This is a genomic window from Parvularcula sp. LCG005, from assembly GCF_032930845.1.
Lineage (GTDB): Bacteria > Pseudomonadota > Alphaproteobacteria > Caulobacterales > Parvularculaceae > Parvularcula.
Window position 1 is genome coordinate 1,975,334 of the sequence record NZ_CP136758.1, and the last position, 22,416, is coordinate 1,997,749.

General features: G+C 59.3%; 24 protein-coding genes. 12 read left to right on the forward strand and 12 right to left on the reverse strand.

The window, feature by feature from the left end; translation table 11 throughout:
• Positions 1-4 precede the first annotated feature (4 nt).
• A complete protein-coding gene (locus tag RUI03_RS09350; protein WP_317287192.1) occupies positions 5-691 on the reverse strand; it encodes a TerB family tellurite resistance protein in 687 nt (228 codons plus the stop codon).
• Positions 692-832: 141 nt separating this feature from the next.
• Between RUI03_RS09350 and RUI03_RS09355 the strand changes: the two genes are divergently transcribed.
• On the forward strand, positions 833-1,684 hold the full coding sequence (locus tag RUI03_RS09355) for a hypothetical protein (protein ID WP_317287193.1): 852 nt from the start codon (positions 833-835) through the stop codon (positions 1,682-1,684).
• Between the two features lie 71 nt (positions 1,685-1,755).
• On the opposite strand, the gene RUI03_RS09360 is transcribed toward RUI03_RS09355, so the two are convergent.
• Positions 1,756-1,965 (reverse strand): cold-shock protein, encoded by a 210-nt coding sequence (locus RUI03_RS09360; RefSeq protein WP_317287194.1) that lies wholly within the window; start codon positions 1,963-1,965, stop codon positions 1,756-1,758.
• A gap of 335 nt (positions 1,966-2,300) precedes the next feature.
• On the reverse strand, positions 2,301-2,798 hold the full coding sequence (gene smpB, locus RUI03_RS09365; protein WP_317287195.1) for an SsrA-binding protein SmpB: 498 nt from the start codon (positions 2,796-2,798) through the stop codon (positions 2,301-2,303).
• A gap of 152 nt (positions 2,799-2,950) precedes the next feature.
• Here smpB and RUI03_RS09370 point away from each other — a divergent pair, with 152 nt between their 5' ends.
• Positions 2,951-4,807 carry a hypothetical protein gene (locus tag RUI03_RS09370; RefSeq protein ID WP_317287196.1) on the forward strand — a complete coding sequence of 619 codons (1,857 nt, stop codon included), beginning with the start codon at positions 2,951-2,953 and terminating at the stop codon, positions 4,805-4,807.
• Between the two features lie 15 nt (positions 4,808-4,822).
• Here RUI03_RS09370 and dapA read toward each other — a convergent pair whose 3' ends face one another.
• The gene (gene dapA, locus RUI03_RS09375) at positions 4,823-5,725 is read right to left on the reverse strand and encodes a 4-hydroxy-tetrahydrodipicolinate synthase (RefSeq protein WP_317287197.1); all 903 of its coding nucleotides are present in this window, start codon (positions 5,723-5,725) and stop codon (positions 4,823-4,825) included.
• A gap of 112 nt (positions 5,726-5,837) precedes the next feature.
• Between dapA and RUI03_RS09380 the strand changes: the two genes are divergently transcribed.
• A complete protein-coding gene (locus tag RUI03_RS09380) occupies positions 5,838-8,078 on the forward strand; it encodes a lytic transglycosylase domain-containing protein (RefSeq protein ID WP_317287198.1) in 2,241 nt (746 codons plus the stop codon).
• 12 nt (positions 8,079-8,090) lie between these two features.
• Here the strand turns inward: RUI03_RS09380 and RUI03_RS09385 are convergent, their stop codons facing one another.
• Positions 8,091-8,528 carry a DNA polymerase III subunit chi gene (locus tag RUI03_RS09385; RefSeq protein WP_317287199.1) on the reverse strand — a complete coding sequence of 146 codons (438 nt, stop codon included), beginning with the start codon at positions 8,526-8,528 and terminating at the stop codon, positions 8,091-8,093.
• Between the two features lie 22 nt (positions 8,529-8,550).
• Here RUI03_RS09385 and RUI03_RS09390 point away from each other — a divergent pair, with 22 nt between their 5' ends.
• Entirely contained in the window at positions 8,551-9,534 is a 984-nt protein-coding gene (locus tag RUI03_RS09390; RefSeq protein ID WP_317287200.1) for a mitochondrial fission ELM1 family protein, read from the forward strand.
• Positions 9,535-9,539: 5 nt separating this feature from the next.
• Here RUI03_RS09390 and RUI03_RS09395 read toward each other — a convergent pair whose 3' ends face one another.
• A complete protein-coding gene (locus RUI03_RS09395) occupies positions 9,540-9,869 on the reverse strand; it encodes a polyhydroxyalkanoic acid system family protein (RefSeq protein WP_317287201.1) in 330 nt (109 codons plus the stop codon).
• A 126-nt stretch (positions 9,870-9,995) separates the two neighbouring features.
• Between RUI03_RS09395 and trxB the strand changes: the two genes are divergently transcribed.
• Entirely contained in the window at positions 9,996-10,958 is a 963-nt protein-coding gene (trxB, locus tag RUI03_RS09400; protein ID WP_317287202.1) for a thioredoxin-disulfide reductase, read from the forward strand.
• Here trxB and surE read toward each other — a convergent pair whose 3' ends face one another.
• Together surE and serS are read right to left on the reverse strand one after the other, a co-directional pair.
• Positions 10,959-11,720 carry a 5'/3'-nucleotidase SurE gene (gene surE / locus RUI03_RS09405; RefSeq protein ID WP_317287203.1) on the reverse strand — a complete coding sequence of 254 codons (762 nt, stop codon included), beginning with the start codon at positions 11,718-11,720 and terminating at the stop codon, positions 10,959-10,961.
• Positions 11,721-11,723: 3 nt separating this feature from the next.
• The gene (serS, locus tag RUI03_RS09410) at positions 11,724-13,016 is read right to left on the reverse strand and encodes a serine--tRNA ligase (protein WP_317287204.1); all 1,293 of its coding nucleotides are present in this window, start codon (positions 13,014-13,016) and stop codon (positions 11,724-11,726) included.
• A gap of 121 nt (positions 13,017-13,137) precedes the next feature.
• On the opposite strand from serS, the gene RUI03_RS09415 reads away from it, so the two are divergent.
• On the forward strand, positions 13,138-13,701 hold the full coding sequence (locus tag RUI03_RS09415) for a hypothetical protein (RefSeq protein WP_317287205.1): 564 nt from the start codon (positions 13,138-13,140) through the stop codon (positions 13,699-13,701).
• A 61-nt stretch (positions 13,702-13,762) separates the two neighbouring features.
• Complete coding sequence (locus RUI03_RS09420) at positions 13,763-14,908, forward strand: GNAT family N-acetyltransferase (RefSeq protein WP_317287206.1); 1,146 nt, start codon at positions 13,763-13,765, stop codon at positions 14,906-14,908.
• A gap of 2 nt (positions 14,909-14,910) precedes the next feature.
• On the opposite strand, the gene RUI03_RS09425 is transcribed toward RUI03_RS09420, so the two are convergent.
• On the reverse strand, positions 14,911-15,339 hold the full coding sequence (locus RUI03_RS09425; protein ID WP_317287207.1) for a BLUF domain-containing protein: 429 nt from the start codon (positions 15,337-15,339) through the stop codon (positions 14,911-14,913).
• 103 nt (positions 15,340-15,442) lie between these two features.
• On the opposite strand from RUI03_RS09425, the gene RUI03_RS09430 reads away from it, so the two are divergent.
• Genes RUI03_RS09430 through RUI03_RS09440 form a run of 3 tightly spaced genes read left to right on the forward strand, consistent with a single transcriptional unit; the run spans position 15,443 to position 16,990 of the window.
• The gene (locus RUI03_RS09430; RefSeq protein ID WP_317287208.1) at positions 15,443-15,850 is read left to right on the forward strand and encodes a hypothetical protein; all 408 of its coding nucleotides are present in this window, start codon (positions 15,443-15,445) and stop codon (positions 15,848-15,850) included.
• Complete coding sequence (locus tag RUI03_RS09435; RefSeq protein ID WP_317287209.1) at positions 15,847-16,278, forward strand: HIT family protein; 432 nt, start codon at positions 15,847-15,849, stop codon at positions 16,276-16,278. Before RUI03_RS09430 ends, RUI03_RS09435 begins: the two co-directional genes overlap by 4 nt.
• Positions 16,265-16,990 carry an SDR family NAD(P)-dependent oxidoreductase gene (locus tag RUI03_RS09440; RefSeq protein ID WP_317287210.1) on the forward strand — a complete coding sequence of 242 codons (726 nt, stop codon included), beginning with the start codon at positions 16,265-16,267 and terminating at the stop codon, positions 16,988-16,990. Before RUI03_RS09435 ends, RUI03_RS09440 begins: the two co-directional genes overlap by 14 nt.
• A gap of 11 nt (positions 16,991-17,001) precedes the next feature.
• Here RUI03_RS09440 and hemA read toward each other — a convergent pair whose 3' ends face one another.
• Both hemA and ldtR read right to left on the reverse strand, forming a co-directional pair.
• On the reverse strand, positions 17,002-18,225 hold the full coding sequence (hemA, locus tag RUI03_RS09445; RefSeq protein WP_317287211.1) for a 5-aminolevulinate synthase: 1,224 nt from the start codon (positions 18,223-18,225) through the stop codon (positions 17,002-17,004).
• 94 nt (positions 18,226-18,319) lie between these two features.
• Positions 18,320-18,832, reverse strand: coding sequence for a transcriptional regulator LdtR (gene ldtR / locus RUI03_RS09450; protein WP_317287212.1), 513 nt, complete (start codon positions 18,830-18,832; stop codon positions 18,320-18,322).
• Between the two features lie 122 nt (positions 18,833-18,954).
• Here ldtR and hemB point away from each other — a divergent pair, with 122 nt between their 5' ends.
• A complete protein-coding gene (gene hemB, locus RUI03_RS09455; protein WP_317287213.1) occupies positions 18,955-19,965 on the forward strand; it encodes a porphobilinogen synthase in 1,011 nt (336 codons plus the stop codon).
• Here hemB and RUI03_RS09460 read toward each other — a convergent pair whose 3' ends face one another.
• Positions 19,966-20,454: a flavin reductase family protein gene (locus tag RUI03_RS09460; RefSeq protein WP_317287214.1), complete on the reverse strand. Its 489-nt coding sequence runs from the start codon at positions 20,452-20,454 to the stop codon at positions 19,966-19,968. It abuts the gene before it with no gap.
• A gap of 116 nt (positions 20,455-20,570) precedes the next feature.
• Here RUI03_RS09460 and RUI03_RS09465 point away from each other — a divergent pair, with 116 nt between their 5' ends.
• Positions 20,571-22,412: an SLC13 family permease gene (locus RUI03_RS09465; protein WP_317287215.1), complete on the forward strand. Its 1,842-nt coding sequence runs from the start codon at positions 20,571-20,573 to the stop codon at positions 22,410-22,412.
• Positions 22,413-22,416: the final 4 nt, after the last annotated feature.

Consider the following 22,416-nt stretch of genomic DNA (forward strand, 5'->3'; position numbering starts at 1 on the left):
GTCGTCACGACTGCAACTCCGCCATGGCCCGTTCATAGGCGCTGTTGATGACGGCCATGCGGTGCTCTGCAATCTGAACCAGGTCTTCCGGAACGCCGCGTGCGATCAGCGCATCGGGGTGGTTCTCCTTGGCGAGCGTCCGGTAGACCCGCCGAACTTCTTCCACGCTCGCACCGTGGTCGACGCCGAGAATGACATAGGGGTCCTCTTTCTCGGCACCAAGATGCGCGGCCTTGATCCGGCGACAGGCCGCCTGGTTCAGCGAAAACGCATTTGCGGCCATGTCGAGAAGCGCTGTCTCCTGAGGATGCAGCACGCCATCAGCCAGTGCGACGAAGAAAAGGCAATCAAGCACATCTTCAAGGATCACAGGCTCGTCATGGAACAGCTTGCCAACCTGTTTTGCATAGCTGTCAAATCCCGCGACATCCTCCATCGCGAGAGTAAAGACCGTCCGGACCTTGCTTTCCTCATCGGCGGGGTAATTAAAGAATGACCGAAAGGCGGCGATTTCATCATCGGTGACGACACCATCAGCTTTCGCCATTTTGGCCGACAAGGCGATCAGCGCGATGGAGAAGATGGCCGCGTCGCGCGATTTGCGGCGGCGCTCCATGGCATCCATTACCGCGCCCAATGTTCGATCCTGCGCCTCGGCAAGCAGCGCCCGTATGCGTTCCCACAAAGTCATAGGCTGCGCTTAGCCGATGCCGCACCTGCAAACAAAGCCCCAAAATGCGGATTCGCGTCGCCATAAATGGGGCTTTGGACCGGCCGCTCTTCCGCGTATGAAGGTGCAGCAAGACCACGACGGTATATAGGACATCGAATAATGACGGCAGGGTACGTTACACTTGCGTTCGGCGAACAGCGCTATTTTGAGCTGGCGCTGAATGTTGCCCTGTCTGTGCGGCTGAAGGATCCGGATCGGCCGATTTCGCTGATCCATGACGGGCAACGCGATATTGCCCATATGACCCCGTTCTTCGATCAGGTCATCACCATGCCGATCGACCCGCAATATAAGGGCTTCGCCAACAAGCTGCGCCTGTATCCCTTCAGTCCCTATGACAAAACAATGTTTCTCGATGGCGACTGCCTCATCGTGAAGGGGGACATGGGCCGACACTGGCTAAAGGCCGAAGGGCACGCCTTCACGGTTGCTGGCGAAAAACGCATCAATGGCCAATGGTATGGCCAGGACATCAAGACGCTCATCGATACCCTGGAAATCCCCTATCTCGTTCAGATGAACAGCGGGGTTTTCTACTTTGAAAAGGGTGCGGAAGCCGAGGCTTTCTTTGAGACCGCCAACCGCTATTTCCACAACCAGCTGAACGGCATTGCCAATGCCAACGGCGAAAAGCAGTATGCGGACGAGCTGTTCCTCGGCGCTGCCATGGGCAGGCTGGACATCCCACCGCTCAAATATACGCCGAAAGAAGGCTCTATCATGGTCACGAGCTGGGGCGCCAGACGGTACGAAGCGGATCTGGCCAATGATCAGGTATTCGTGGAAAAGCCTTCAGATATGGGTCTTTTGCGCCGCATACTGCCCTTTGGCACGGTGCAGCACAGCCCATCGGTGATGCACTTTATCGGCCTGAAGCCCAAGGCATCCTATCGTCAGCTTACGAACGAACTACGCGCAACATTCGGGGTTGAGCCCGGCTCCGTCGTCTAGTTCGCGTCATACGCGCACAAAAAAACGGCGCCCCGAAAGACGCCGCTCTTCAATTATGGCTCTGATGAAGCTCAGTCTTCGAGCTGAAGCTCGCCAGCTGAACTGCGGCCACGACGGTCTGTCACCAGATCGTACGTGATGCGCTGGCCGTCTTTCAGACCTTGAAGTCCAGCTTGCTGGACAGCAGAGATGTGGACGAAAATATCCGAACCACCTTCATCAGGCTGAATAAAGCCGTAGCCTTTTTCGCCGTTGAACCATTTAACAGTGCCTTTGGCCATGGGCCATTCTCCTTACCCGGTAGTAATGCCATCGAGTGCGACAATCGCCTCCGACGACGAGGCAGAAAGTCAGATCGGGTAGGAAGTCAGGACCGTAAGGTCGGTAGTCCGTCGCCAAGCTATCTTTCGGGAGTTCCAGCATGAGGCATTTCCACGCCATAAGCAATAGCTCATTGCGCGCACGCCAAAGGTCCCTGGCTCAGCTGAGCGGCGGGCCGAATAGGACCGACAGGATATGCTTCGACGAGCAATATATGCTTGCGTGCAGACAAAGGCAATCAACCGTGCCGCAGTCCACTTTCCACTGCGAAACCAGTCACTTGGAGAATTGGAGGTCAGCCGCGGTCGCGCAGGAGGCGCTGCTTCTGCCGCCCCCAGTCGCGATCTTTCGATGTCTGGCGCTTATCATGAAGCTGCTTGCCCTCAGCGAGCGCAATATCGAGTTTGACCAGTCCGCGATCGTTAAACACCATTTTTAACGGCACGACAGTGAAGCCCTTGCGCTCCACCGCGCCGGTCAGGTTCGCAATCTGCCGGCGGCTGAGCAGCAGCTTTCGCGGTCGCTTGGGCTCATGGTTCTCGCGATTGCCGCCAGAATATTCGGGTATGTTGGCGTTGATCAGCCAGAATTCGGCACCGTTTGGCCCGTTTTCAGGGGAGCAGTAACTCTCGGCAATATTTGCCTTGCCCTCGCGAAGCGCCTTCACTTCCGTTCCCGTCAAGACAATCCCGGCCTCGATGACATCATCGAGCTTGTACTCAAAGCGCGCACGTTTGTTCGCCGCGATCTGTTGGCGGGCCGGAGCTTCCTTCTTTTTCTTCTGCGCAGCCATGCATCGCCCTCTTTCGTTGAGCACGAGGAGATAGACATTGCCCGGCATCCAGACAAGCCAAGCACGGCGCGCTATCCCCTGAAACGGGTATGTTTTGACGCCCTTCGCCGCTGTTAGTTAGGATCAGCCGACGTAAAGGGGACCTGCAGACTGTGTTCAAAGCTATTGTCGTTGCAATGATTGCGACGTTGTCGACCTCATTTTCCGTCCAGGGCACGGCCTTCGCCAAGGACAAGAAGGAGTTGTTTCCCTATGACAACTGCATCCGGATCATCAAGAAACGCACCTGCGTCTATCCGCAAGATTTGTGGGTCGAAACCGATGGCGGCACCACTCTTCTGCGCCGTACCGTCTTCAAGCCGACCGAAGATGAATTGATCGACCTTCTGAAAGAGGAAGGCATCACGGTTGAGCAGTACAGAAACGCCTATTTCAATGAGCCGCGCCACCAGAACTGGCCCATGGCATCGGTCACCACATCATCCTTTGCCCGCGGCCTGACCGATGCGGACGGCAGGAAGATCTACTTACCGCCACTCTACCGCACCATCAGGCCGGTCAATGATCAGTGGGCGGTGGTCGAACGGATGAATGGGGAATGGAAACTCGTCACGATGGGCAAGACCCAGACGTACAGAGATCTTCCCCCCGGCACATTCAACGTCAGCGAACGCGGCGGCGGTGCTGCTGACAAACCGTATCTGACCTATTTTTTCACCAATGGTCGTGCGGACCATCTTGCAGACATGCTCATGCTGGATCGCAATGCCGAGATCGAGCTGAAAGTACCGGACGTCATCCGCGCCGTCGGAGAAAAGGACCTCTGGCTCTATAAATTTGGCGACGCACCGCTCGCCACCGTCAAGGTCGAGATTGCAGATCGCCGGCAAGGCTCCGTCTGGTTCAATCCGCGCACGCGCGAGGTGGAACGGCTGGGGAATGAAATCGAGTATATCCGTTTCCACACCAGAGAAGACATGGCGCCGGAAATGTGGAAGTCGCAACCGGCAGTGGTTGAACAGGTCGCTACACTCCCCGGCTATAATGGCGAGATGTTCGGGCCAGAGGTCTATCTGGCCTATCATGAGAATGGCAATCCGATCACGGATGAAAACCTCGTGGGCGTCGTTCCCGTCTGGAAGGACGCCGAGCGTGAGGTCGTCCGGGCGTGGGGTGTTCTGTACAGCAATGGGGAAGACAACTGGTACCACTGGTACAATCCTTCAGCAGCAAACTGGAATCTGCATCCGGCCAATGCCGCCATGCTCGGCAAGAATGGGGACATCATTGCCGATGTTTGGGTTGGCCGCAGCGATTATGGAAAATTGGCAGCCGCCTTTGAGGAAGCTGCAGGCAGGAAACCTGACGTTTTCATGGACAGGTATGGCGTCTTCGCCAAATTCTTCAACGATGAGGTGACCAAATCCGCCAGCGGCATCACAGACTGGTATTTCGTCTACGGAGAAAATGCCAATGGTCGCTTCCACACGGCAAAGCGCGACAAGCGTGAACAGACAGCCGACGATCCAAAAGACAAGATGACGGCCCTCAATATCGCCGCCGCGCTGGAAAATGAGCGCGTTGCAGAGCGTGCGCGCAACTGGGAGAAATATGCCGCCGAAGAAGCAGCAATCAGAAAAGCCTATGCCGATGCCCTGATGGCGCGGGGCGGCAAGACAGCCGGTACGGATTTCTGGATGGTCGCCCGGATCGAGGGCGGGAAATACCTTGGCTATTACTGGCGCCAGAATGGTCGCCTGCCGAGCACGGCGGACGCTAACGATATCTGCCGCCGGTTCGGCTCAGACAGCTATGAATGCAATCTGGTCTGGCCATGGGCCGCGAACATTTATGCCGGGCAGCAGGCGGTGCAGGACAAGGCCAATGCCGAATATGCCGCCCGTGTACAGATGACCAGCCGCAAACCGCCCGCCTATCGTCGGCCCGTGGACACCCAGGGGCGCTGCTATGATCAGGGCAATGGCAAAGAGAAGTGCTTCTATAACTAGAAGCGCTTCGCCCCGTCAGATCAGATCAAGACCTGAAAGCGCGGCATCGACCGCTGCCCGCGCCTCGTCCGAGGCCGGGACCAGCGGCAGGCGCAGCTCATTTGCGATGAGACCAAGACAGCTCAATGCATATTTTACCGGACCGGGGCTCGTATCCGCAAAAAGCGCATCATGCAGCGGTGTGAGCCGGTCCTGCAGCGCCACGGCCTCATCCCAGCGCCCATCAAGACAGGCCGACTGCATCTGTGCACAGAGGTCCGGCACCACATTGGCCGTGACCGAGATACACCCCTGCCCGCCCATGGCGTTGAAGCCGACAGCGGTGCAGTCTTCGCCGGACAATTGGACAAAATCAGAGCCGCAAGAGAGCCGTTGACGCGCGACCCGCGCGAGAACCGAGGTCGCATCCTTCAGCGCGACGATCCGCGGATTTTCAGCCAACACGCCCATGGTGTCGACCGAGATATCCGAAGCTGTCCGCGCGGGGACGTTATAAAGAACGATCGGCAGGTCCGTCGCCTCGGCCAGCTTTGTGTAATGGGCGATCAGCCCCGCCTGAGAAGGGCGATTGTAATACCCCGTTGCGGCGAGCAGACCATCAGCCCCAGCCTCAGCTGCGGCCTTCGCAAGGCGCAGCGCGGTTGGCGTGTCATTGGCACCAACGCCAGCGATAACCGGCACCCGGCCCGCCACTACGCTGACGCACCGCCTGATGATCGCAATCTGCTCCTCAACCGTCAGGGTCGAGCCCTCTCCCGTTGTTCCAGCAGGCACGACGCCGTGGGTACCGCCGGCGAGCTGGCGCTCAAGCAGGCGATCAAAGGCGTCAAAATCGACAGCGCCATCCTTGAACGGCGTCACGAGGGCGGTGAACGAGCCTTTCAGCCAGTCACGTGCAGAAGAAGCGGCATAATTCATAGGGCGTGTGGGTAAGCTGACAGCGGCGAACACGCAAGCGCTTCTCGTGGCGATCATTTGGAAACATGGCCAGTCGTGCTACATAAGTGTTTCAAGCGTACAGAGTGACCTTATGCGCCACAAATATCTATTCGCTGCCCTCATTTCGGTTCTGGGTGGTCCGTTCAGTGCGCTGTCCGCCGACAGCGCCATTGCCGCACCGCCTCTGCCCCGGGTGAAACCTGAGGCACCGGTTTCCGCCTATATTTCAAAGTCGGACAAGGCACTGCTCGATGCATGCTTTGATGCGCTGGATCATCGCCGGTACAGCGAAGCCAACGATCTGCGACAGTCGATCAAGGACCAGGTCGCGCGGTCGGTCGCGGACTGGGCCTATTTGCGCTCCTCGGCGCCGGACGTCACGCCAACGCAGATCGGCGAGTTTCTTGATACGCATCTGGGTTGGCCGGACGACAGCCGCATGCAGCGCAATGCGGAATCCGATTTCGATCGCAATACACCAGCCGACACGATCCTCGCCTTTTTCGACAAGCGAGATCCGCTTACAGGCGATGGCCATCTGCATCTGGCGCGCGCCTTCTTTGCCACAGGCAAACGGGATGCCGGTCTCTCCCAGCTCCGAACGGCCTGGATTGACTATAATTGGACGAGCACGGATGAACGCTCCATCATCAATGAGTTCGGCAGCGATCTGACGCCCGCGGATCATTGGGCTAAGGCTGACCGGCAATTGTTCGATATTCGCGCCACCGATACTGAGCGTCTTCTCAATTACCTGCCGGCCGTCCAGCGCGCCGAGGCGATGACGCGCATCGCTCTTCTGAAGGGCGACCGCAACGGGCCGTCCCTGTACACTGGCCTGGCAGAAAGCAGCCGGAATGACAGTGGCGTCCTGCACGCGATGACGCGGTACCACCGCCGGCTCGACAAGGATGACGAAGCCGTCGTCTATGCCAGCCTCGCGCCCTTGGACCAGGAAGGCCTGCGCTATCCCGAGGCGTGGTACTATGAACGCAAACTTCTCGCCCGCTGGGCGCTGAAGACTGGCCGCTTTGCCGATGCCTATACCCTGTCAGCCTATTCCGGTCTTGAGCGGGGTAATGAATTTTCCGAAGCGGAATTCATGGCCGGTTGGCTGGCCTTGCGTTTTCTGAATGACCCGGAAAGCGCGAAAGCGCATTTCGCGTTTCTGACCGCCAATGTGTCATCGCCCATCAGCCTGTCACGGGGTGAATACTGGCTCGGCCGTGCATGGTCAGCCAGCGGGGATCAGGAAACCGCCAACCAGCACTATCGGGCCGCGGCGGCCTATCCTTTTGCCTATTACGGTCTGCTGGCGATCGAAGAATTGGGGGATCAGGCGCCCGCTACCGTGTTTCCTGAACCGCAGGCGGTCGGCGCGGATGCGCTGACCCTGTTCGAGGCGCGCCCGATGGTCCACGCCATGCGCATTCTGGCCGAGATCAATGAGGACACGCATTTTGACCGGTTTGCCCGTGCCCTTGATGATCAGATCGATAGCGAAGGCGATGTGTCCGCCTATGCTGATCTTGTTCTGGGAGAGCGCAAATACTACCTGGCCGTCCGTGCCGGGAAGGTTGCCCGGAATAACGGGACGGAAGTTCCTGGGGTGATCTATCCCCTGTATCCCGTGCCCAGCAGCGCCACAGATTACGCTGAACACGCCCTTATCCTCGGCCTCTCGCGCCAGGAATCGGAGTTCAACCCTGTTGCCTATTCCAGCGCCCGTGCGCGTGGCCTGATGCAGCTTCTCGATTCAACGGCAAAGCTGACGGCGCGCAAGGAAGGCCTGCCCTTTTCCTCATCACGCCTGATGAGCGACCCGAACTACAACCTGACCATTGGTGCTGCGCACCTCAAACATCTGCTTGAGCGGTTCAACGGCTCCTACATCATGGTGCTGGCAGGCTATAATGCGGGGCCGCACCGGGTTGACCGGTGGATCCGTGAGTACGGAGATCCGCGTGACCCGTCCGTAGACCCCATCGACTGGGTCGAGCTGATTCCCTTCTCGGAAACCCGCAACTACGTGATGCGCGTGCTTGAGAATACACAGGTCTATCGCGCCCGTCTCTCCGGTGAGCCACTCGGCGGATATCTGTCCCAGGACCTGACCCGGGGCGGGAATAGGCCATCATCGATCGGTATTTTCCCGCCTGCGCCAGCTCTGATGCAGGTGTCTCTCGAGGATGGCGGCGGACCTAATCTGATGAACCGTCCGGCGCTGCGTCCCCTCGCCTTTGAGCGTTATGACGAACTTGCCTTCCCGCCGATTGCGGGCGGTGTTGTCAATCAGAACGAGCGTGAAGAAGAACCGTCCGAGGACGAATAAAGAGTAGGTGGCTCAGGCCGCCTTCTCCCATTTCCCGGCGCCATTCTGCCGCCAGTAAGTGGCATCATAGCCGGCCGCCTTGACGGCTTTCCACGTGGTCCGGGCATCGGGTGCGCCGCCCTCGTCAAACATCACCACTGTCCGCGTGTAGCTCGCGAAGCTCTCGGGCGGCACCGCTCCCCCACTGACGAGAAAAAGAACATCGCGGCCTTCATCGGTTTCCTCGGAGGTGATCCAGATGGGTTGGCGCGCATCCTTCCCGCCCGCCGCATGGGGCAGAAAACTGTCGTCGCGATAGGTCCACAAAAGGGCATCGAGCGCCTCGGCGCTTTCGGCACTTCCCGTTTTGACAAGGGCCCGCCAGCCCCTATCAAGAGTACGCTCAAGAAGATCCGGCAGGACCTCGGCAAGGGTTGATCTTTCGAGGTGATAAAAGAGGACTTCGGCCATGGAGGGCGGTATAGACCTTCGAATGACCAACAGCGACCCCCTGAATATCTGGGCGATTTCCGATGGGCGCCGCGGGATGGAAAATCAGGCACTTGGCCTCGCCGAAGCCATCGCGCGCCAGCGGCCAGCCGTCATCACCACCAAGCGCATCGCAATTCAGTGGCCTTTCGACCAGCTGCCCGGTCGGCTCTGGCCTTCACCGCTAAACCGCCTGTCAAAGGACAGCGACCCGCTGGGTCCACCGCTGCCCGATATCTGGATTGCCTGTGGCCGGCGGACCATTCCCCTGTCGGGCGCCGTGCACGGCAAAGGTCCGTTGGTCATTCAGACGCAAGACCCTCGCGCGCCGCTCGATCAGTTCGATCTGGTGGTCCCGCCGCTGCATGACCAAGTCAGCGGTCCGAATGTCTATCCGATCCTGGGCTCACCCAATCGCCTGACGGTAGAAGGACTGGCACAGGCCGCTCATGCGCTAGCGCCACTGCTCCCCCCTCTCCCCCAGCCCTACGGCGCGGTGCTGTTGGGCGGAGACAGCAAGGACTATCAGCTCACCGATGCCGTGCTGGATCAGGTCATCAGCGTGCTGCAATCCGCGCATGCGGCCGGGTACGGATTGGTGATCTCGCCATCACGGCGAACCCCGGCGTCCGCTATTGATCGGCTCAACGCAGCGCTTGACCCGGCGCGCAGCTTCATCTGGGACGGCAAGCCTATAGCGGCCGTCGAGAACCCCTATCTGGGCATGCTCGGCCTCGCCTCGCGCCTTTGGGTGACCGAAGAATCCGCCAATATGCTGACAGACGCGGCATTCACTGGAAAGCCGGTCCACCTCCTTCCCATGGAGGGCGGCGCACCGAAATGGCAGCGCTTTCATGCCAGTCTGGCTGACCGCCAAGTCATCAACGCAGGCGCTGATCTGTCCGCGGACTGGTCGTACGAGCCCGTGCGCGAGACGGACCGGGTCGCCAGGCACGCGCTGGACTTACTCGAGTCCCGTCGCGGGTAGCGGGATCAGGTCTTGGCCTTGGACTTGTCCTCCAGCAGGATCTGACCCTTTTTCTCCACCCGCCCCTTCACGGCCTCGGCCATGCTGGCGAGGATCGTTGGCAGGATGATGACGATCCGCACATGCTTTGGGAAAATATCAATATCGCCGGAGACCTTCTGGCCCATGCCCCGCGCGGTGAAGCTCATCCGGTCGCCCTCCCAGTGACGATCGAATTTCAGCATCATGTTGCCGGTAATGCTTTCCTTCAGGCTGTCGAACTGCTCGTCGATGCGCTGGCGCGCGCCAGCAATGCCGAGGTCATGGTCGAGGGTGATGGTGACTGGTTTGCCCATGGTGATCTCCTGTCTTCATCAGATAAAGTAGGGTGCCGATCGCGGCATAAAACCCCATAGGGGCTTGAACCCTTCTGCGGGCACCGTACATTCGCTGCCTTCTCGGACCAGATGAAAGTGACCGCCATGAGCGAAACGCTGCACTCCAAACTCCTGATCATCGGATCGGGCCCTGCCGGTTATACAGCCGCGATCTATGCAGCGCGGGCGATGCTGGAGCCGACACTCGTTGCGGGCCTGCAGCCGGGCGGCCAGCTGACCATCACCACCGATGTCGAGAATTATCCGGGCTTCGCCGATGTGATCCAAGGCCCGTGGCTGATGGAACAGATGCAGAAGCAGGCCGAGCATGTGGGCACCAAGATGATGAATGACATCATCACTGAGGTGGACACCCAGGTCCGGCCCTTCCGCGCCATCGGCGATTCCGGCCGCGTTTATACCGCCGACGCGATCGTCATCGCCACCGGAGCGCAGGCCAAGTGGCTGGGCCTGCCGTCTGAACAGAAATTCCAGGGCTTTGGCGTATCCGCATGCGCCACATGCGACGGCTTCTTCTATCGCGGCAAGAATGTCGCCGTCATTGGCGGCGGCAACACCGCCGTTGAAGAAGCGCTGTTCCTGACCAATTTCGCCGAGAAGGTGACGCTGGTGCATCGCCGCGAGGAACTGCGGGCCGAGCGCATCCTGCAGGAGCGGCTCCTGAAGCACCCCAAGGTCGAGGTGATGTGGAACCGCCAGGTCGAAGAGATCATCGGTGACAGCGATCCGCTCGGCGTGACCGGCGTCAAACTGGCGTCGACCATCGGCGCAGAGCCAGTGACAATTGACGTGCACGGTGTGTTTGTCGCTATCGGCCATGCCCCGGCGACGGAACTGTTCCACGGCAAACTCGACATGAAAGAGAGCGGCTACATCGTCACCGCCCCGGATTCGACAGCCACATCTGTGCCGGGCATCTTCGCTGCAGGCGATGTGACCGATGAAATCTATCGCCAGGCCGTGACGGCCGCCGGCATGGGGTGCATGGCCGCGCTTGAGTCAGAAAAATATCTCGCCGCCCTGCACATCGCCGAAGCGGCGGAGTGATCACAGATCGCTGAAGACCTTGCGCAATTGGGCCTTTGAATCCTCATGGGTCAGTGCAAGGTGCAGCGGTGTAATGGCGATCTTGCCGTCATGAATGGCGCGCAGATCAGTGTCTGGCGGCGGCAGGGTCTTCTCTCCGGAGAAGCCGAACCAGTAATAGCGGCGCTGACGCAGGTCTGTCCGCTCTTCCGCGTATAGCTCGACCTTCTCCCGCTGGCCTTGGGCCACGACATCGATTCCGGCCACCTCGTCAGGCTCGACATCGGGAAAATTAAGGTTGATCACCACATCAGACGGCCAGCCGGCCTTCAGCAGACGGCGGATGATTTCCGGACCATGGGCCACCGCCGTGTGCCATTTGGGCGCGTCGCGGTCAGAACGGCTTTGCGAAAGTGCGATGGACGGAATGCCCACCGTCATGCCCTGAAACGCCACTGCGATGGTGCCGGATACCGTCACATCTTCGGCTATATTCTGACCATTGTTGATGCCGGACAGGATAAGGTCCGGCCGCTGGCCCTCGACCAGATGACTGATGCCCAGTTGTACGCAGTCGGTTGGTGTTCCGTCTACGGCGAAGCGCTGCTCGCCCACATCCCGCACCCTTAGGGGTCGGGTCAGCGTGATGGAGCGGGACATGCCCGACTGATCGACTTCGGGCGCGACAGTCCACACATCGTCAGACAGCTCACGAGCAATCTCTTCAAGCGCAATCAGGCCCGGCGAGTGGATACCGTCATCATTGGAACATAATATGCGCATGGGTCAGGCCTTTGCTGCTTCGATTTTGGCCTTGCCCATAAAGGGGACCAGGACCTTCGGGATCGTAATAGACCCGTCCTCATTCTGGTAATTCTCCAGAATGGCCACCATGGTCCGGCCCACAGCGAGCCCCGATCCATTCAGTGTATGAACGAATTCAGGCTTCGCCTTTTCGGCTGGCCGGTAGCGAGCGTTCATCCGCCGCGCCTGGAAATCACCGCAATTCGAGCAGGACGAAATCTCGCGATACCGCTTCTGAGCTGGCAACCACACTTCGAGGTCATAGGTTTTCAGCGCACCAAACCCGATATCGCCGGTGCAGAGCAGTTTGGTCACGAAGGGCAGCTCGAGACGTTTCAGGACCTCTTCCGCGCACCCCGTCATACGATCATGCTCCTCACCTGAAGCCTCAGGCGCGGTGATCGACACCAGCTCCACTTTTGAGAACTGATGCATACGGATCAGGCCGCGTGTGTCGCGACCGGCAGAGCCTGCTTCCGCGCGAAAACACTGCGTCCACGCCGTCAGGCGCATCGGCAATTGCTCGGCCGACAGCACGGCCTCACGCACGGTGTTGGTCAGGGTCACTTCGGCGGTGGGGGTCAGATAATGGTCAGGCCCTGCCTTGAAGAGGTCTTCCTCAAATTTCGGCAGCTGCCCCGTCCCCTCCAGTGCATCGCCAAGGACCAGAACCGGCGGCGACATTTCCGTATAGCCGAATTCTTCCGTGTGCAGTGACAACATGAAATTTGCGATGGCGCGTTCGAGCCTTGCCAGATCCTGCTTCAGAATGACGAAGCGAGAGCCCGACATTTTTGCCGCCGTCTCAAAATCCATCATCCCCAGGGCTTCGCCGAGCGCCACATGATCGGTGTCCGATACAGGCAGACCCGCCGCGTCATGGCCCTCGGGCCAGCGACGCACCTCAACATTCTCGTCTTCGTCAGCACCCTCCGGCACATCGTCGGCAAGCAGATTGGGGATGGGTAATAGAGCCTGGCGCAGCTGTTCGGTCAGCTCCCGGTCCTTCGCCTCACGATCCTGCACGGCTGATTTCAGCGCTGCGACTTCGGCCATCACCGCCTGCGCTGCCGCCTCATCACCGGAGGCCTTCGCTGCGCCGATTTTCTTGGACGCCTGCTTTTGCTCCGCCTGCGCATCGTTCATTGCCTTGGTGTTGGCAACGCGGTCGGCGTCAATGGCGATCAGTTCAGCTGCGCGATAGGACGCGCCCCGCCGCTCCATATCGCGGTCGAAGCGTTCCGGGTTTTCCTTGATGGCGCGAATGTCGTGCATGGGGTCTCCTTTGGGCCGCACAATAGAGCCGACCGCCGCCCCCGCAAGGCCCTGCTTGCGGTTTGCGATACAAACCAGACCGTGCTATCGTTTGTTTTGCAAACCGATAGGAGAGATCATCATGCGTCCTTTATCCAGCCTTCTTGCCGTCGCCCTCATGGCCACCGCCGGAGCGGCATTCGCGCAGCCCATGCCGCAAATCGGCGGACAGGCATCGCATATCGAAGCCCTTGATTTCATGAAGGGCGAATGGCGCGGCACGGCCACAATCTACAGCCAGACCGGCCCCCAGACACTGACCCAGACCGAGCGCGTCGGGACGATGCTCCAGGGCGACATACTGGTCGTCGAAGGCCACGGTTATGACGCCGACGGCGAGACCGAGTTCAACGCCATGGGCATTGTCAGCTGGAATCCCGCCACCGCCGCCTATGATTTTCGCTCCTACGCCATGGGTTTCAGTGGGACCTACCCCTTCAACGCCACGGAAAACGGCTTTGCATGGGAGATCCCGGCCGGCCCTAATGCCAAAATTGTCTATAACGCCGTCATTGAAGGCGATGACTGGCATGAAACAGGCCACTACGTCCGCGACGGCATGGCCCCGGTCAAAACCATCGAGATGACGCTGAAACGCATCGGGGACACAGACTGGCCTGCGGCAAATCCTGTTTCTCTCGACTAGGCGGAAGCCAGAAACGCGATGGGCGCCTATATCGGATGAAGTTGCCAAACCGAGACTGCCTGTGCCCAACGATACCCTGACCGTCGCCACCCATCGATCCATTGCCGATATTTGCAAGGAGGTCTGGGACAACCTCGCCGGCCTGACGGGACAGCCCTATTATCCCTTCACGGCGTTCGACTTCCTCGATGCGCTCGAAAAATCAGGCTCGGTGCGGCCCGAGACAGGCTGGGGCCCTCAACATCTGGTCCTGTCTGACGGTGACAACCCGATCGGCGCGCTTCCTCTCTATCTGAAGGGCCACAGCCAGGGCGAATACATTTTCGACCACGCCTGGGCAGAAGCCTATCAGCGGGCCGGCGGGCGATATTACCCCAAGCTTCTTGCGGCCATTCCATTTACGCCTGCGACCGGTCCGCGCCTGCTCTGCCGCCCAGAGACACAAGCGACCCTTGCAGCGGCCGCGGCGCAGGTCAGTGATGAGATGGGCGTATCGTCCCTTCACCTCAATTTTCCGGACAAAGGCCAGGTCGCGGCGTTGGAAGTCGCGGGATATCTGATCCGCAAAGGACAGCAATTCCATTTCACCGATGAAGGCTTTGGCGACTGGGGCGGTTTTCTGGCCGCCCTGTCCTCCCGCAAACGCAAGGACCTGCGCAAGGAGCGTGCGGCGATCGCACAGTCGGACCTTGATATTGAGTGGATCACCGGCCGAGACATCACCGAAGATCACCTCGACCATTTCTGGACATTCTATCAGGACACAGGCGCGCGCAAATGGGGCACCCCTTACCTGACGCGGACGTTTTTCTCGATGGTAACAGAGAGGATGGCGGACAGGATGCTGTTCGTCTTTGCGAAACGAGGGGATCGGCCAATCGCCGGGGCGCTGAATTTTATCGGCGGAGATACACTGTTCGGGCGGTATTGGGGGTGCACGGAGCACGTCCCTTTCCTGCATTTTGAGCTGTGCTATTATCAGGCGATTGACTACGCCCTGGCCCATGGCCTGACGCATGTGGACGCTGGCGCGCAAGGCGAACACAAAATCGCCCGCGGATATCGTCCGTCCACAATTTATTCAGCGCATGTTATTCGTGACGAAGGCTTTCGACAGGCCGTCGCGCAGTACCTTGAGGCAGAAGCCACCGAGGTCGATGCGGAAATCAATTATCTGGGCGAATTTACGCCGTTTCGACGAGGATAGGGTCAGGCCGTGGCGGCGAAAGTCGTTCTCGCGAACGTCCGCAGAAGCGTTACCACTTCAACCGAGGAGCTGCCCGCCACTTTATTTTCCAGCGCCTTGGCGCTCAATTCAAAGAATGCTGGCGGCAGTTCTTCAAGCGTGCTGCGTTTCTCAAACCCCATGGACCAGTTCGGAAAATCGCGAGCGGTGATGTACCGGCTCATCATTGTGATGACGCCCGTGTGACGAGGATCGCCTGCCAAGCGGTTGAACAATGCCTGGACCGCATCTTCGGGCCCTTCGAGAACCTGGAAAAAAACGCCTTCCGCATAAAGCAGCATGCCAGTGACTTCGACGCGGGAATTTTTCCGGCGCGAGGCTTCCAGAATCCTGGCCAGGTCGCCTTCATCGAATTCCGGCGTCGCTGAACTGACATAGAGTATCTGGCGCATGGTCCCCTCGCATTTTTGCGGTTGTTTTCCATGCTATCATCGAGCGGTTAATGTGCGCTTTCCCAAAACGGGCCAACTGGTTCAAAGCAGGTAAAAGATAGCGATGACCACCTATGCGACGATTGCGCGATTTTACGATCCGGAAGAAGCCCACGTCGCCGCCGGCTATCTGCGCAGTCATGGTTTTGATGTGCAGGTGGCCGATCAGCATGCGCTGACCGCGATGCCGGAAATGCGCATTGGCCTGCAGGGATATCGGCTGATCACCGCGCAGAAAAACGCCTTTCAGTGTGAAGCGCTGCTGCGCGATATCCGCGAAACGCACAGCGCCTTTGGCCAGTGCGAGATTTGCAGATCGACCCGCCTCCGCCGTATTCGCGACGGCCGCGTGCCGATCCTGCACCTGCTGATCGGGTTTTTCTTTCCCTTCGCGCCGGGCACCCGGTCTTTACGTTGCGCTGAATGCGGGCATAAGCAACCTGCCAACGATGATGAACAGGATGAGCCATGAGCCTGCAGACCCGATATGACAGCGACAATGTCTTCGCCAAGATTATTCGCGGTGAGATCCCGGCCGTCAAAATTCTCGAAGATGATGAAGTGCTGGTCCTCATGGACGCGTTTCCGCAGACAAAAGGCCACGCCCTCGTGATCTCCAGGACGGCGCACGCGGTCAATCTGCTCGACGTGCCGCCTGCCGCCCTGACCCGCATGATCCTGGCGGCCAAAGAGGTCGCCGACGCTATCGTCCGTGCCCTGAAACCTGATGGTTTCCGCATCGTGCAGTATAACGGCGCTCCCGCCGGGCAGAGCGTTTTCCACCTTCACTTCCACATCATTCCGGTCTGGGAGGGCGAGGCCGTCGGCAGTCACGCACACAAGATGGCCGACCCCGCCGATCTGGAAGACACAGCAAAGGCTATCCGTGAACAGCTCTGATCAGAATATCGCCCTCGTCACCGGCGCATCACGCGGCATTGGCCGCGCGGCGGCCCTCGCCCTTGGTACGGCAGGTTATCATGTTATCGCCCTCGCCCGTACGGTTGGCGCTCTGGAGGAGCTTGATGACGAGATCGCCGCAGCCGGCGGCAGCGCGACGCTTATACCGGTCGACCTCGCCGAACAGGAAGCGCTGTCGCGCCTCCCCGCCGCCCTCGCCGATCGGTTTGGCCGTATTGACGCGCTGGTCGCCAATGCCGGTGTGCTGGGAGAGTTGACCCCGGTCAGTGATATCCCCGCGAAGGTCTGGCACAATGCCTTTGCGGTCAATGTGCATGCCAATCTTTCGCTGCTTGCCGGTCTTGATCCCCTGCTGCGAGCCAGCTCGCACGCCCATATCGTCGGCATCACATCAGGCCGTGCACGGAAGTTCGTCCCCTTCTGGGCTCCCTATTCGGCGACAAAAGCGGCATTTGAGGCGCTCATGCTCACCTATGCGGCGGAGCAGGAAACCTTCACCATCCGGACAAACCTGATCGATCCTGGTCCGATCCGCACGGGGATGCGCGCCAAGGCCATGCCAGGGGAAGACCCTGAGACGCTGCCAACGCCCGAAGACCTTGCGCCATTGGTGGTGGAGCTTTGCCGCCCGGATGAGACGCGCAATGGAGAGATTATCTCGTTCAAGGAATGGCTGCAGGCAAACGCCTGACCGTCAAGGGGTCAGGCCGCAGCGCGTGCCAGTGAAAGCTCTGACCAGATGGTGTTGAGAGCACTGACCAGTGCCTCGACCTGTTCATCCGTATGCAGCGGTGATGGTGAGAACCGAAGGCGCTCAGTCCCTTTCGGCACGGTGGGGTAGTTGATTGGCTGCACGTAAATGCCGAACCGATCAAGCAGGATATCCGACACCGCCTTGCACTGAACCGCATTGCCGACCCACAGGGGCACAATGTGACTGGGGCTATCCATGACGGGCAGACGGGCCGCCCGCAATTTGTCCTTTAGTTGCTGCGCTTGCGCCTGATGATGACGACGCAGGTCCTGCCCATCCCTCAGCGCACGGACAGAAGCAATAGCGCCGGCCACCAGCACCGGTGACAGCGCCGTCGTGAATATGAAGCTTGACGCATAGGACCGAACCGCATCGACCATGGACGCATCACCCGTGATGTATCCACCCATGATGCCAAATGCCTTGCCCAGTGTGCCCTCGATGCAGTCGATCCGGTCCGACAGGCCAAGCTGCTGGGCAAGGCCACCGCCTTTTTCTCCGTACAGCCCTACGCCGTGCACTTCATCAAGATAGGTGAAGGCACCATGCTTTTCCGTCACATCGAGAATGTCGGCGATGGGCGCAAAATCGCCATCCATGGAATAGACGCTCTCAAAGGCGACGACCTTGGGCACATCAGCAGGCAGGGAGGAGAGAAGTTCATCAAGGTGAGCGGCGTCATTGTGGCGCCAGATCAGCTTTGGTCCGCGTCCGCCGCGAATGCCCTGTATCATCGAGGCGTGGTTCAGCTCATCGGAAAGGATCACGCAGCCCGGCAACAGACGCGAAAAACTCGACAGGGTCGCTTCGTTGGAAATATAGCCAGATGTAAACAGCAGTGCACTGTCTTTATCATGAAGGCTGGCCAGCTCCTTCTCCAGCGCCACGTGATATTTCGTGGTCCCGGCAATGTTCCGGGTGCCCCCGGCACCAGCACCGACATCATCGAGCGCGTTGTGCATGGCGGCCAGCACGTCTGGATCCTGCCCGAGCCCCAGATAATCATTGGAGCACCAGACCACGACATCCTGTGCTGAACCGTCTTCCCTATATCGGGTCGCTATGGGAAAATTGCCGCGCTGGCGTTCAAGATTGGCGAACACGCGATATCGCCCCTCGGCCTTGATGGCAGAGAGGGAGTGATCAAACGCGGCTTTGTAATCGAATCCCATGTCGGGGTCCGGATATCATAGGCATCAGACGCGGCCTATACACAACCGTGCAGCCATCGCCTTAATTTCGTCGGGACAATCCCGACATCCGTGATCAGAGCTGGAAGCGGATTTGATCGGCCCAGAACCGTTCCATGCGCTCAAGCGTCAGGTTGGTTGTCTTGACCATTGGCACCGCAACGTCGCCGACCTTTTCCACAGAGCCAAGATGCCGCTGGAACAGGGCGGAGAGCTGCTCACGCACATCTAGGCCTTCATCCGTCAGGGAGACGCGCACCGAACGCCGATCGGCATTGGAGCGCTTGTGGGAAATATAGCCTGCCTCAACCAGCTTTTTCAGGTTGTAGGAGACATTGGACCCCAGATAATGCCCGCGTGTGCGTAGCTCACCGGCTGTCAGCTCGGCATCGCCAATATTGTAGAGCAGCAATGCCTGCACGGCATTGATGTCTTTCTGCCCCATACGATCGAGCTCATCCTTGATCACATCGAGCAATTGCCTATGCAGGCGCTCAATCAATGTAAGGAGCTTCAAATAGGAGCCCTCAAGCTCCGTTGATGGCTCTGCATCGTCTGCTACTGACGTTACCGAAAGATTTGACCGCATCACCTACACACCTGTCGAAATACCTCTTCAATGACGACAATATCCCAACACCCCTAAACGTCGGTAAATGTTGAGATAAATATTGTTCGTTTTGTCGTTAACCTAGTGAAATACTGAGCCCCATGACCGATCGCGATTTTTCTGGACGATTTCCAACGACCCGGCTGCGCCGTACCCGTCAGGCCCAATGGATCCGTCAGCTCGTGGCCGAGAGCCATATTAACCCCCAGGATCTTGTTCAGGCCGTGATCCTGCGTGAAGACGACGCACCCTCAGGTCCGATCACGGCGATGGACGGCATCCTTCGCAGCAGCGTTGATGAAGCGGTGGAGATGGCCAAGCGTGCCGCGGCGGTCGGTGTGCCCGCGCTGGCGCTATTTCCCTATACCAGTGTTGAAGATCGCGACGCGACAGGCTCTGGCGCCCTGTCGAGTGACAATCTCATGGCGCGGGCGGCCCGGGCCATCAAGAAAGCGGTTCCTGAGATCGGCCTGATCGGCGATGTGGCGCTCGACCCCTATACCGATCACGGCCATGACGGTCTGCTGCGCGATGGCGTGATCCTGAATGATGAAACCGTCGCCCTTCTCTGCCAGCAGGCCGTGGTGCTGGCGGAGGCCGGTTTCGACGTGGTCGCGCCATCAGACATGATGGATGGGCGCATCGGGGCGATCCGTATGGCGCTGGACAAGGCGGGCTATCAGGACCGGCTGATCCTGTCCTACGCGGTCAAATATGCCTCGCGATTTTACGGACCCTATCGCGATGCCATCGGGTCTCGCGGCGTCCTGCAGGGGGACAAGCGGACCTATCAGATGGACCCGCGCAATTCCGCCGAAGGCCTGCGTGAGGCCGCGATGGATGTACAGGAAGGGGCCGACATGCTCATGGTCAAACCCGGCCTTCCCTATCTCGACCTGGTTCGCCGCGTCAAAGATGCGTTCGCCGTTCCGGTCGCTGCGTTTCAGGTCTCAGGCGAATACGCCATGCTGCGCTGTGCGGCAGAGGCCGGCGCGTTTGATTTTGAGGCTGCCGCACTGGAGGCGCTGCACTGCTTCCGGCGGGCCGGTGCCGACATGATCATCAGCTATTACGCGATCGACGCCGCGGGCTGGATCGCCCGCGATCTCTGATCAGTTGCTGCCGATTGGCCGTCCCTGCAGATACTGGCGTCCTGAATAGATCAGCGGTTCGTCGTCCGAATAGTCGTGATGGACGACCTCGCCGATCAGGATCACGTGATCCCCGGCATCCTTCCGATCCCAGATCCGACAGTCGAAACCGGCAAGCCGGTCCTTCAGCAGCGGTGCCCCCGTTGCAAAACTCTCGGTCTCATCGGGCAGGAAGTTGTGGCGTCCCGGTGTCGCAAACCGTATAGAGAGCGGCTGCTGAGCGGCGTTCAGAATACTGACCGCATAATTATCAGCGCTCATGAAGTGGCCGAAAACACTGGATCGCCGATCGAGGCACCACAGAACCAGCGTCGGCTCCAGGGACACGGAAGTGAAACTGTTTACGGTTATACCCAGTGGCTCATGGCCATCGGGAAGGCACGACACGACGGTGACACCTGTTGTGTAGCGGGAAAAGGCGTTTTTATGGCCGCGATATGGATCAGACATCAGAAGGCGTTAGACCAGGTTGGCGTCACTCACAATTCACCACAAGCGACATCGTTAGCGTCACCGGACGTTTTGTCCCTTCCCCTTTTGTATAAATCATAACAGCCTGAGACCCGATGGAAGACATTGCTGTCACATGGCAGATGTGGGTGACCCTTGGCGCGATTGCCGTCGCCATTGTCGCCTATTCTCTTGACCGATTTTCGCTGGAGCTGGTCAGCGCGCTGACGCTCGCCTTCTTTCTTGTCTTTTTCCATTTTTTCCCGATCACCGAACAGGTGAACGGACACGAGCTCGACGAGGCGGAACTGCTCTCCGGCTTTGCCAGTCCGGCCCTGTTCGCCATTCTCGGGCTGCTGATTGTCGGTCAGGGCATGTATCAGTCCGGCGCGCTCGACTGGCCGACCCGTATGCTGATCGGTGCCCATGCCCGATTCAGGCAGTACGCGGTGATCGGCATTTTTATCTTCGTCATGCTGGTAAGTGCGTTTCTGAACAATACGCCGGTCGTGGTGATGTTCATTCCGATCATGGCGGCCGTCGGCGCGCAGGGCGGCATCGCCCCCTCCAGGCTGATGATGCCACTGTCTTTCATGTCGATTTTGGGCGGCATGACCACCACCATCGGTTCCTCCACCAACCTTCTGGCGGTGGAGGCCTATTATAATTCCACCGGCATTCAGCTGGGCTTTTTCTCACTCATGCCGATGGGCCTCATCCTGGCGGCATCGGGGAGTATCTACCTTGCCATTGCGACCAAGTACTTCCTGCCTGACCGGTTCGGGGAGAGCCTCAGCGCCCCCGACGGCCGGCAATTCCTCGCCCAACTCACCCTTGATCGCGGCAACCCGCTGATTGGCGAGAAGTCCGTCGCGGGGCTGTTCCCGACCCTGAAGAACGTCACCGTCCGGCTCATCCAGCGCAAGGAAGAGATCCTCCTGCCGCCCTTCGACGATGTGACGATGCGCCTGCATGACCGGGTGGTCATTGCGGCCACGCGCGATTCCCTGACCCGCCTTCTGAAGACGAAAAGCCAATTGCTGGCCGGTTTCATGGGAGAGGTCGAGACGCCCGAAGGCGAAGGCGGCGAGCTGTCCATGGTGGAGGCCATTGTCGCGCCGGGCTCCCGCATTATCGGCCGGTCGATCAGTCAGATCCGTTTCCGGTTTCAGACCAATTGCGTGATTGTCGGTATTCAGCGGCGCAGCCGCATGATCCGCTCGGAGCTGAATTCGATTCGTCTTGAAGCGGGTGACGTGCTTCTCATCCTTGGCGATCGTACGGATATTCGGCGTCTGCGCGGTGACCGTGACATCCTGATGCTCGAGCAGTCGATGACGCAGGTCCCTGATCCGGATCACGCGCGCAACGCCGGGTTGATCTTCCTGTCGATCGTGTTCCTGGCAGCATTCAGCATTGTGCCGATCGCCATCGCCGCTGTTGTCGGCGCCGCGGCTATGGTCGCCACGGGCTGCCTGAACGTTCGGCAAGCCGCACGCGCAATCGATCGGCGGGTCTATCTTCTGATCGGCGTTGCGCTCGCCATGGGCGCTGCGATGGAAGGAACCGGGGGCGCCGCCTATCTGGGTACCCTGCTGACCCCGCTCGCCAATGGTCCGGGCGGCAATGTCGTCCTCCTGTCGGCCTTCTTCCTGCTGACCGCCTGCCTGACCAACGTTCTGTCAAACAATGCCACGGCGGTTCTGTTCACGCCGATTGCGGTCAGTGCCGGCACCGCAGCCGGCATGGACCCAGCCGTGCTTGTCCTGACCGTGATCTATGCGGCCAACTGTTCGTTCGCGACACCTGTCGCCTACCAAACAAATTTGCTGGTCATGGCTCCCGGGCATTATCGCTTCCGAGATTTTATCACTTTTGGTGTACCACTGATCGTCGTCCTGTGGATCGTCTACACCATCGTCGCGCCGATCTATTTTGGCGCGCAGGGAATGCTCTAGCACC

What these genes read in the sequence shown, in the direction of transcription:
- surE (WP_317287203.1), bottom strand. Translation starts at nt 11,720, where the DNA reads ATGCGCATATTATGTTCCAATGATGACGGTATCCACTCGCCGGGCCTG.
- ldtR (WP_317287212.1), bottom strand. Translation starts at nt 18,832, where the DNA reads ATGCGGTCAAATCTTTCGGTAACGTCAGTAGCAGACGATGCAGAGCCA.
- serS (WP_317287204.1), bottom strand. Translation starts at nt 13,016, where the DNA reads ATGCACGACATTCGCGCCATCAAGGAAAACCCGGAACGCTTCGACCGC.
- RUI03_RS09390 (WP_317287200.1), top strand. Translation starts at nt 8,551, where the DNA reads ATGACCAACAGCGACCCCCTGAATATCTGGGCGATTTCCGATGGGCGC.
- RUI03_RS09395 (WP_317287201.1), bottom strand. Translation starts at nt 9,869, where the DNA reads ATGGGCAAACCAGTCACCATCACCCTCGACCATGACCTCGGCATTGCT.
- smpB (WP_317287195.1), bottom strand. Translation starts at nt 2,798, where the DNA reads ATGGCTGCGCAGAAGAAAAAGAAGGAAGCTCCGGCCCGCCAACAGATC.
- RUI03_RS09425 (WP_317287207.1), bottom strand. Translation starts at nt 15,339, where the DNA reads ATGCGCCAGATACTCTATGTCAGTTCAGCGACGCCGGAATTCGATGAA.
- RUI03_RS09355 (WP_317287193.1), top strand. Translation starts at nt 833, where the DNA reads ATGACGGCAGGGTACGTTACACTTGCGTTCGGCGAACAGCGCTATTTT.
- RUI03_RS09360 (WP_317287194.1), bottom strand. Translation starts at nt 1,965, where the DNA reads ATGGCCAAAGGCACTGTTAAATGGTTCAACGGCGAAAAAGGCTACGGC.
- hemA (WP_317287211.1), bottom strand. Translation starts at nt 18,225, where the DNA reads ATGGGATTCGATTACAAAGCCGCGTTTGATCACTCCCTCTCTGCCATC.
- RUI03_RS09460 (WP_317287214.1), bottom strand. Translation starts at nt 20,454, where the DNA reads ATGTCTGATCCATATCGCGGCCATAAAAACGCCTTTTCCCGCTACACA.
- dapA (WP_317287197.1), bottom strand. Translation starts at nt 5,725, where the DNA reads ATGAATTATGCCGCTTCTTCTGCACGTGACTGGCTGAAAGGCTCGTTC.
- RUI03_RS09385 (WP_317287199.1), bottom strand. Translation starts at nt 8,528, where the DNA reads ATGGCCGAAGTCCTCTTTTATCACCTCGAAAGATCAACCCTTGCCGAG.
- trxB (WP_317287202.1), top strand. Translation starts at nt 9,996, where the DNA reads ATGAGCGAAACGCTGCACTCCAAACTCCTGATCATCGGATCGGGCCCT.
- RUI03_RS09350 (WP_317287192.1), bottom strand. Translation starts at nt 691, where the DNA reads ATGACTTTGTGGGAACGCATACGGGCGCTGCTTGCCGAGGCGCAGGAT.
- RUI03_RS09430 (WP_317287208.1), top strand. Translation starts at nt 15,443, where the DNA reads ATGACCACCTATGCGACGATTGCGCGATTTTACGATCCGGAAGAAGCC.
- RUI03_RS09435 (WP_317287209.1), top strand. Translation starts at nt 15,847, where the DNA reads ATGAGCCTGCAGACCCGATATGACAGCGACAATGTCTTCGCCAAGATT.
- RUI03_RS09465 (WP_317287215.1), top strand. Translation starts at nt 20,571, where the DNA reads ATGGAAGACATTGCTGTCACATGGCAGATGTGGGTGACCCTTGGCGCG.
- hemB (WP_317287213.1), top strand. Translation starts at nt 18,955, where the DNA reads ATGACCGATCGCGATTTTTCTGGACGATTTCCAACGACCCGGCTGCGC.
- RUI03_RS09415 (WP_317287205.1), top strand. Translation starts at nt 13,138, where the DNA reads ATGCGTCCTTTATCCAGCCTTCTTGCCGTCGCCCTCATGGCCACCGCC.
- RUI03_RS09380 (WP_317287198.1), top strand. Translation starts at nt 5,838, where the DNA reads ATGCGCCACAAATATCTATTCGCTGCCCTCATTTCGGTTCTGGGTGGT.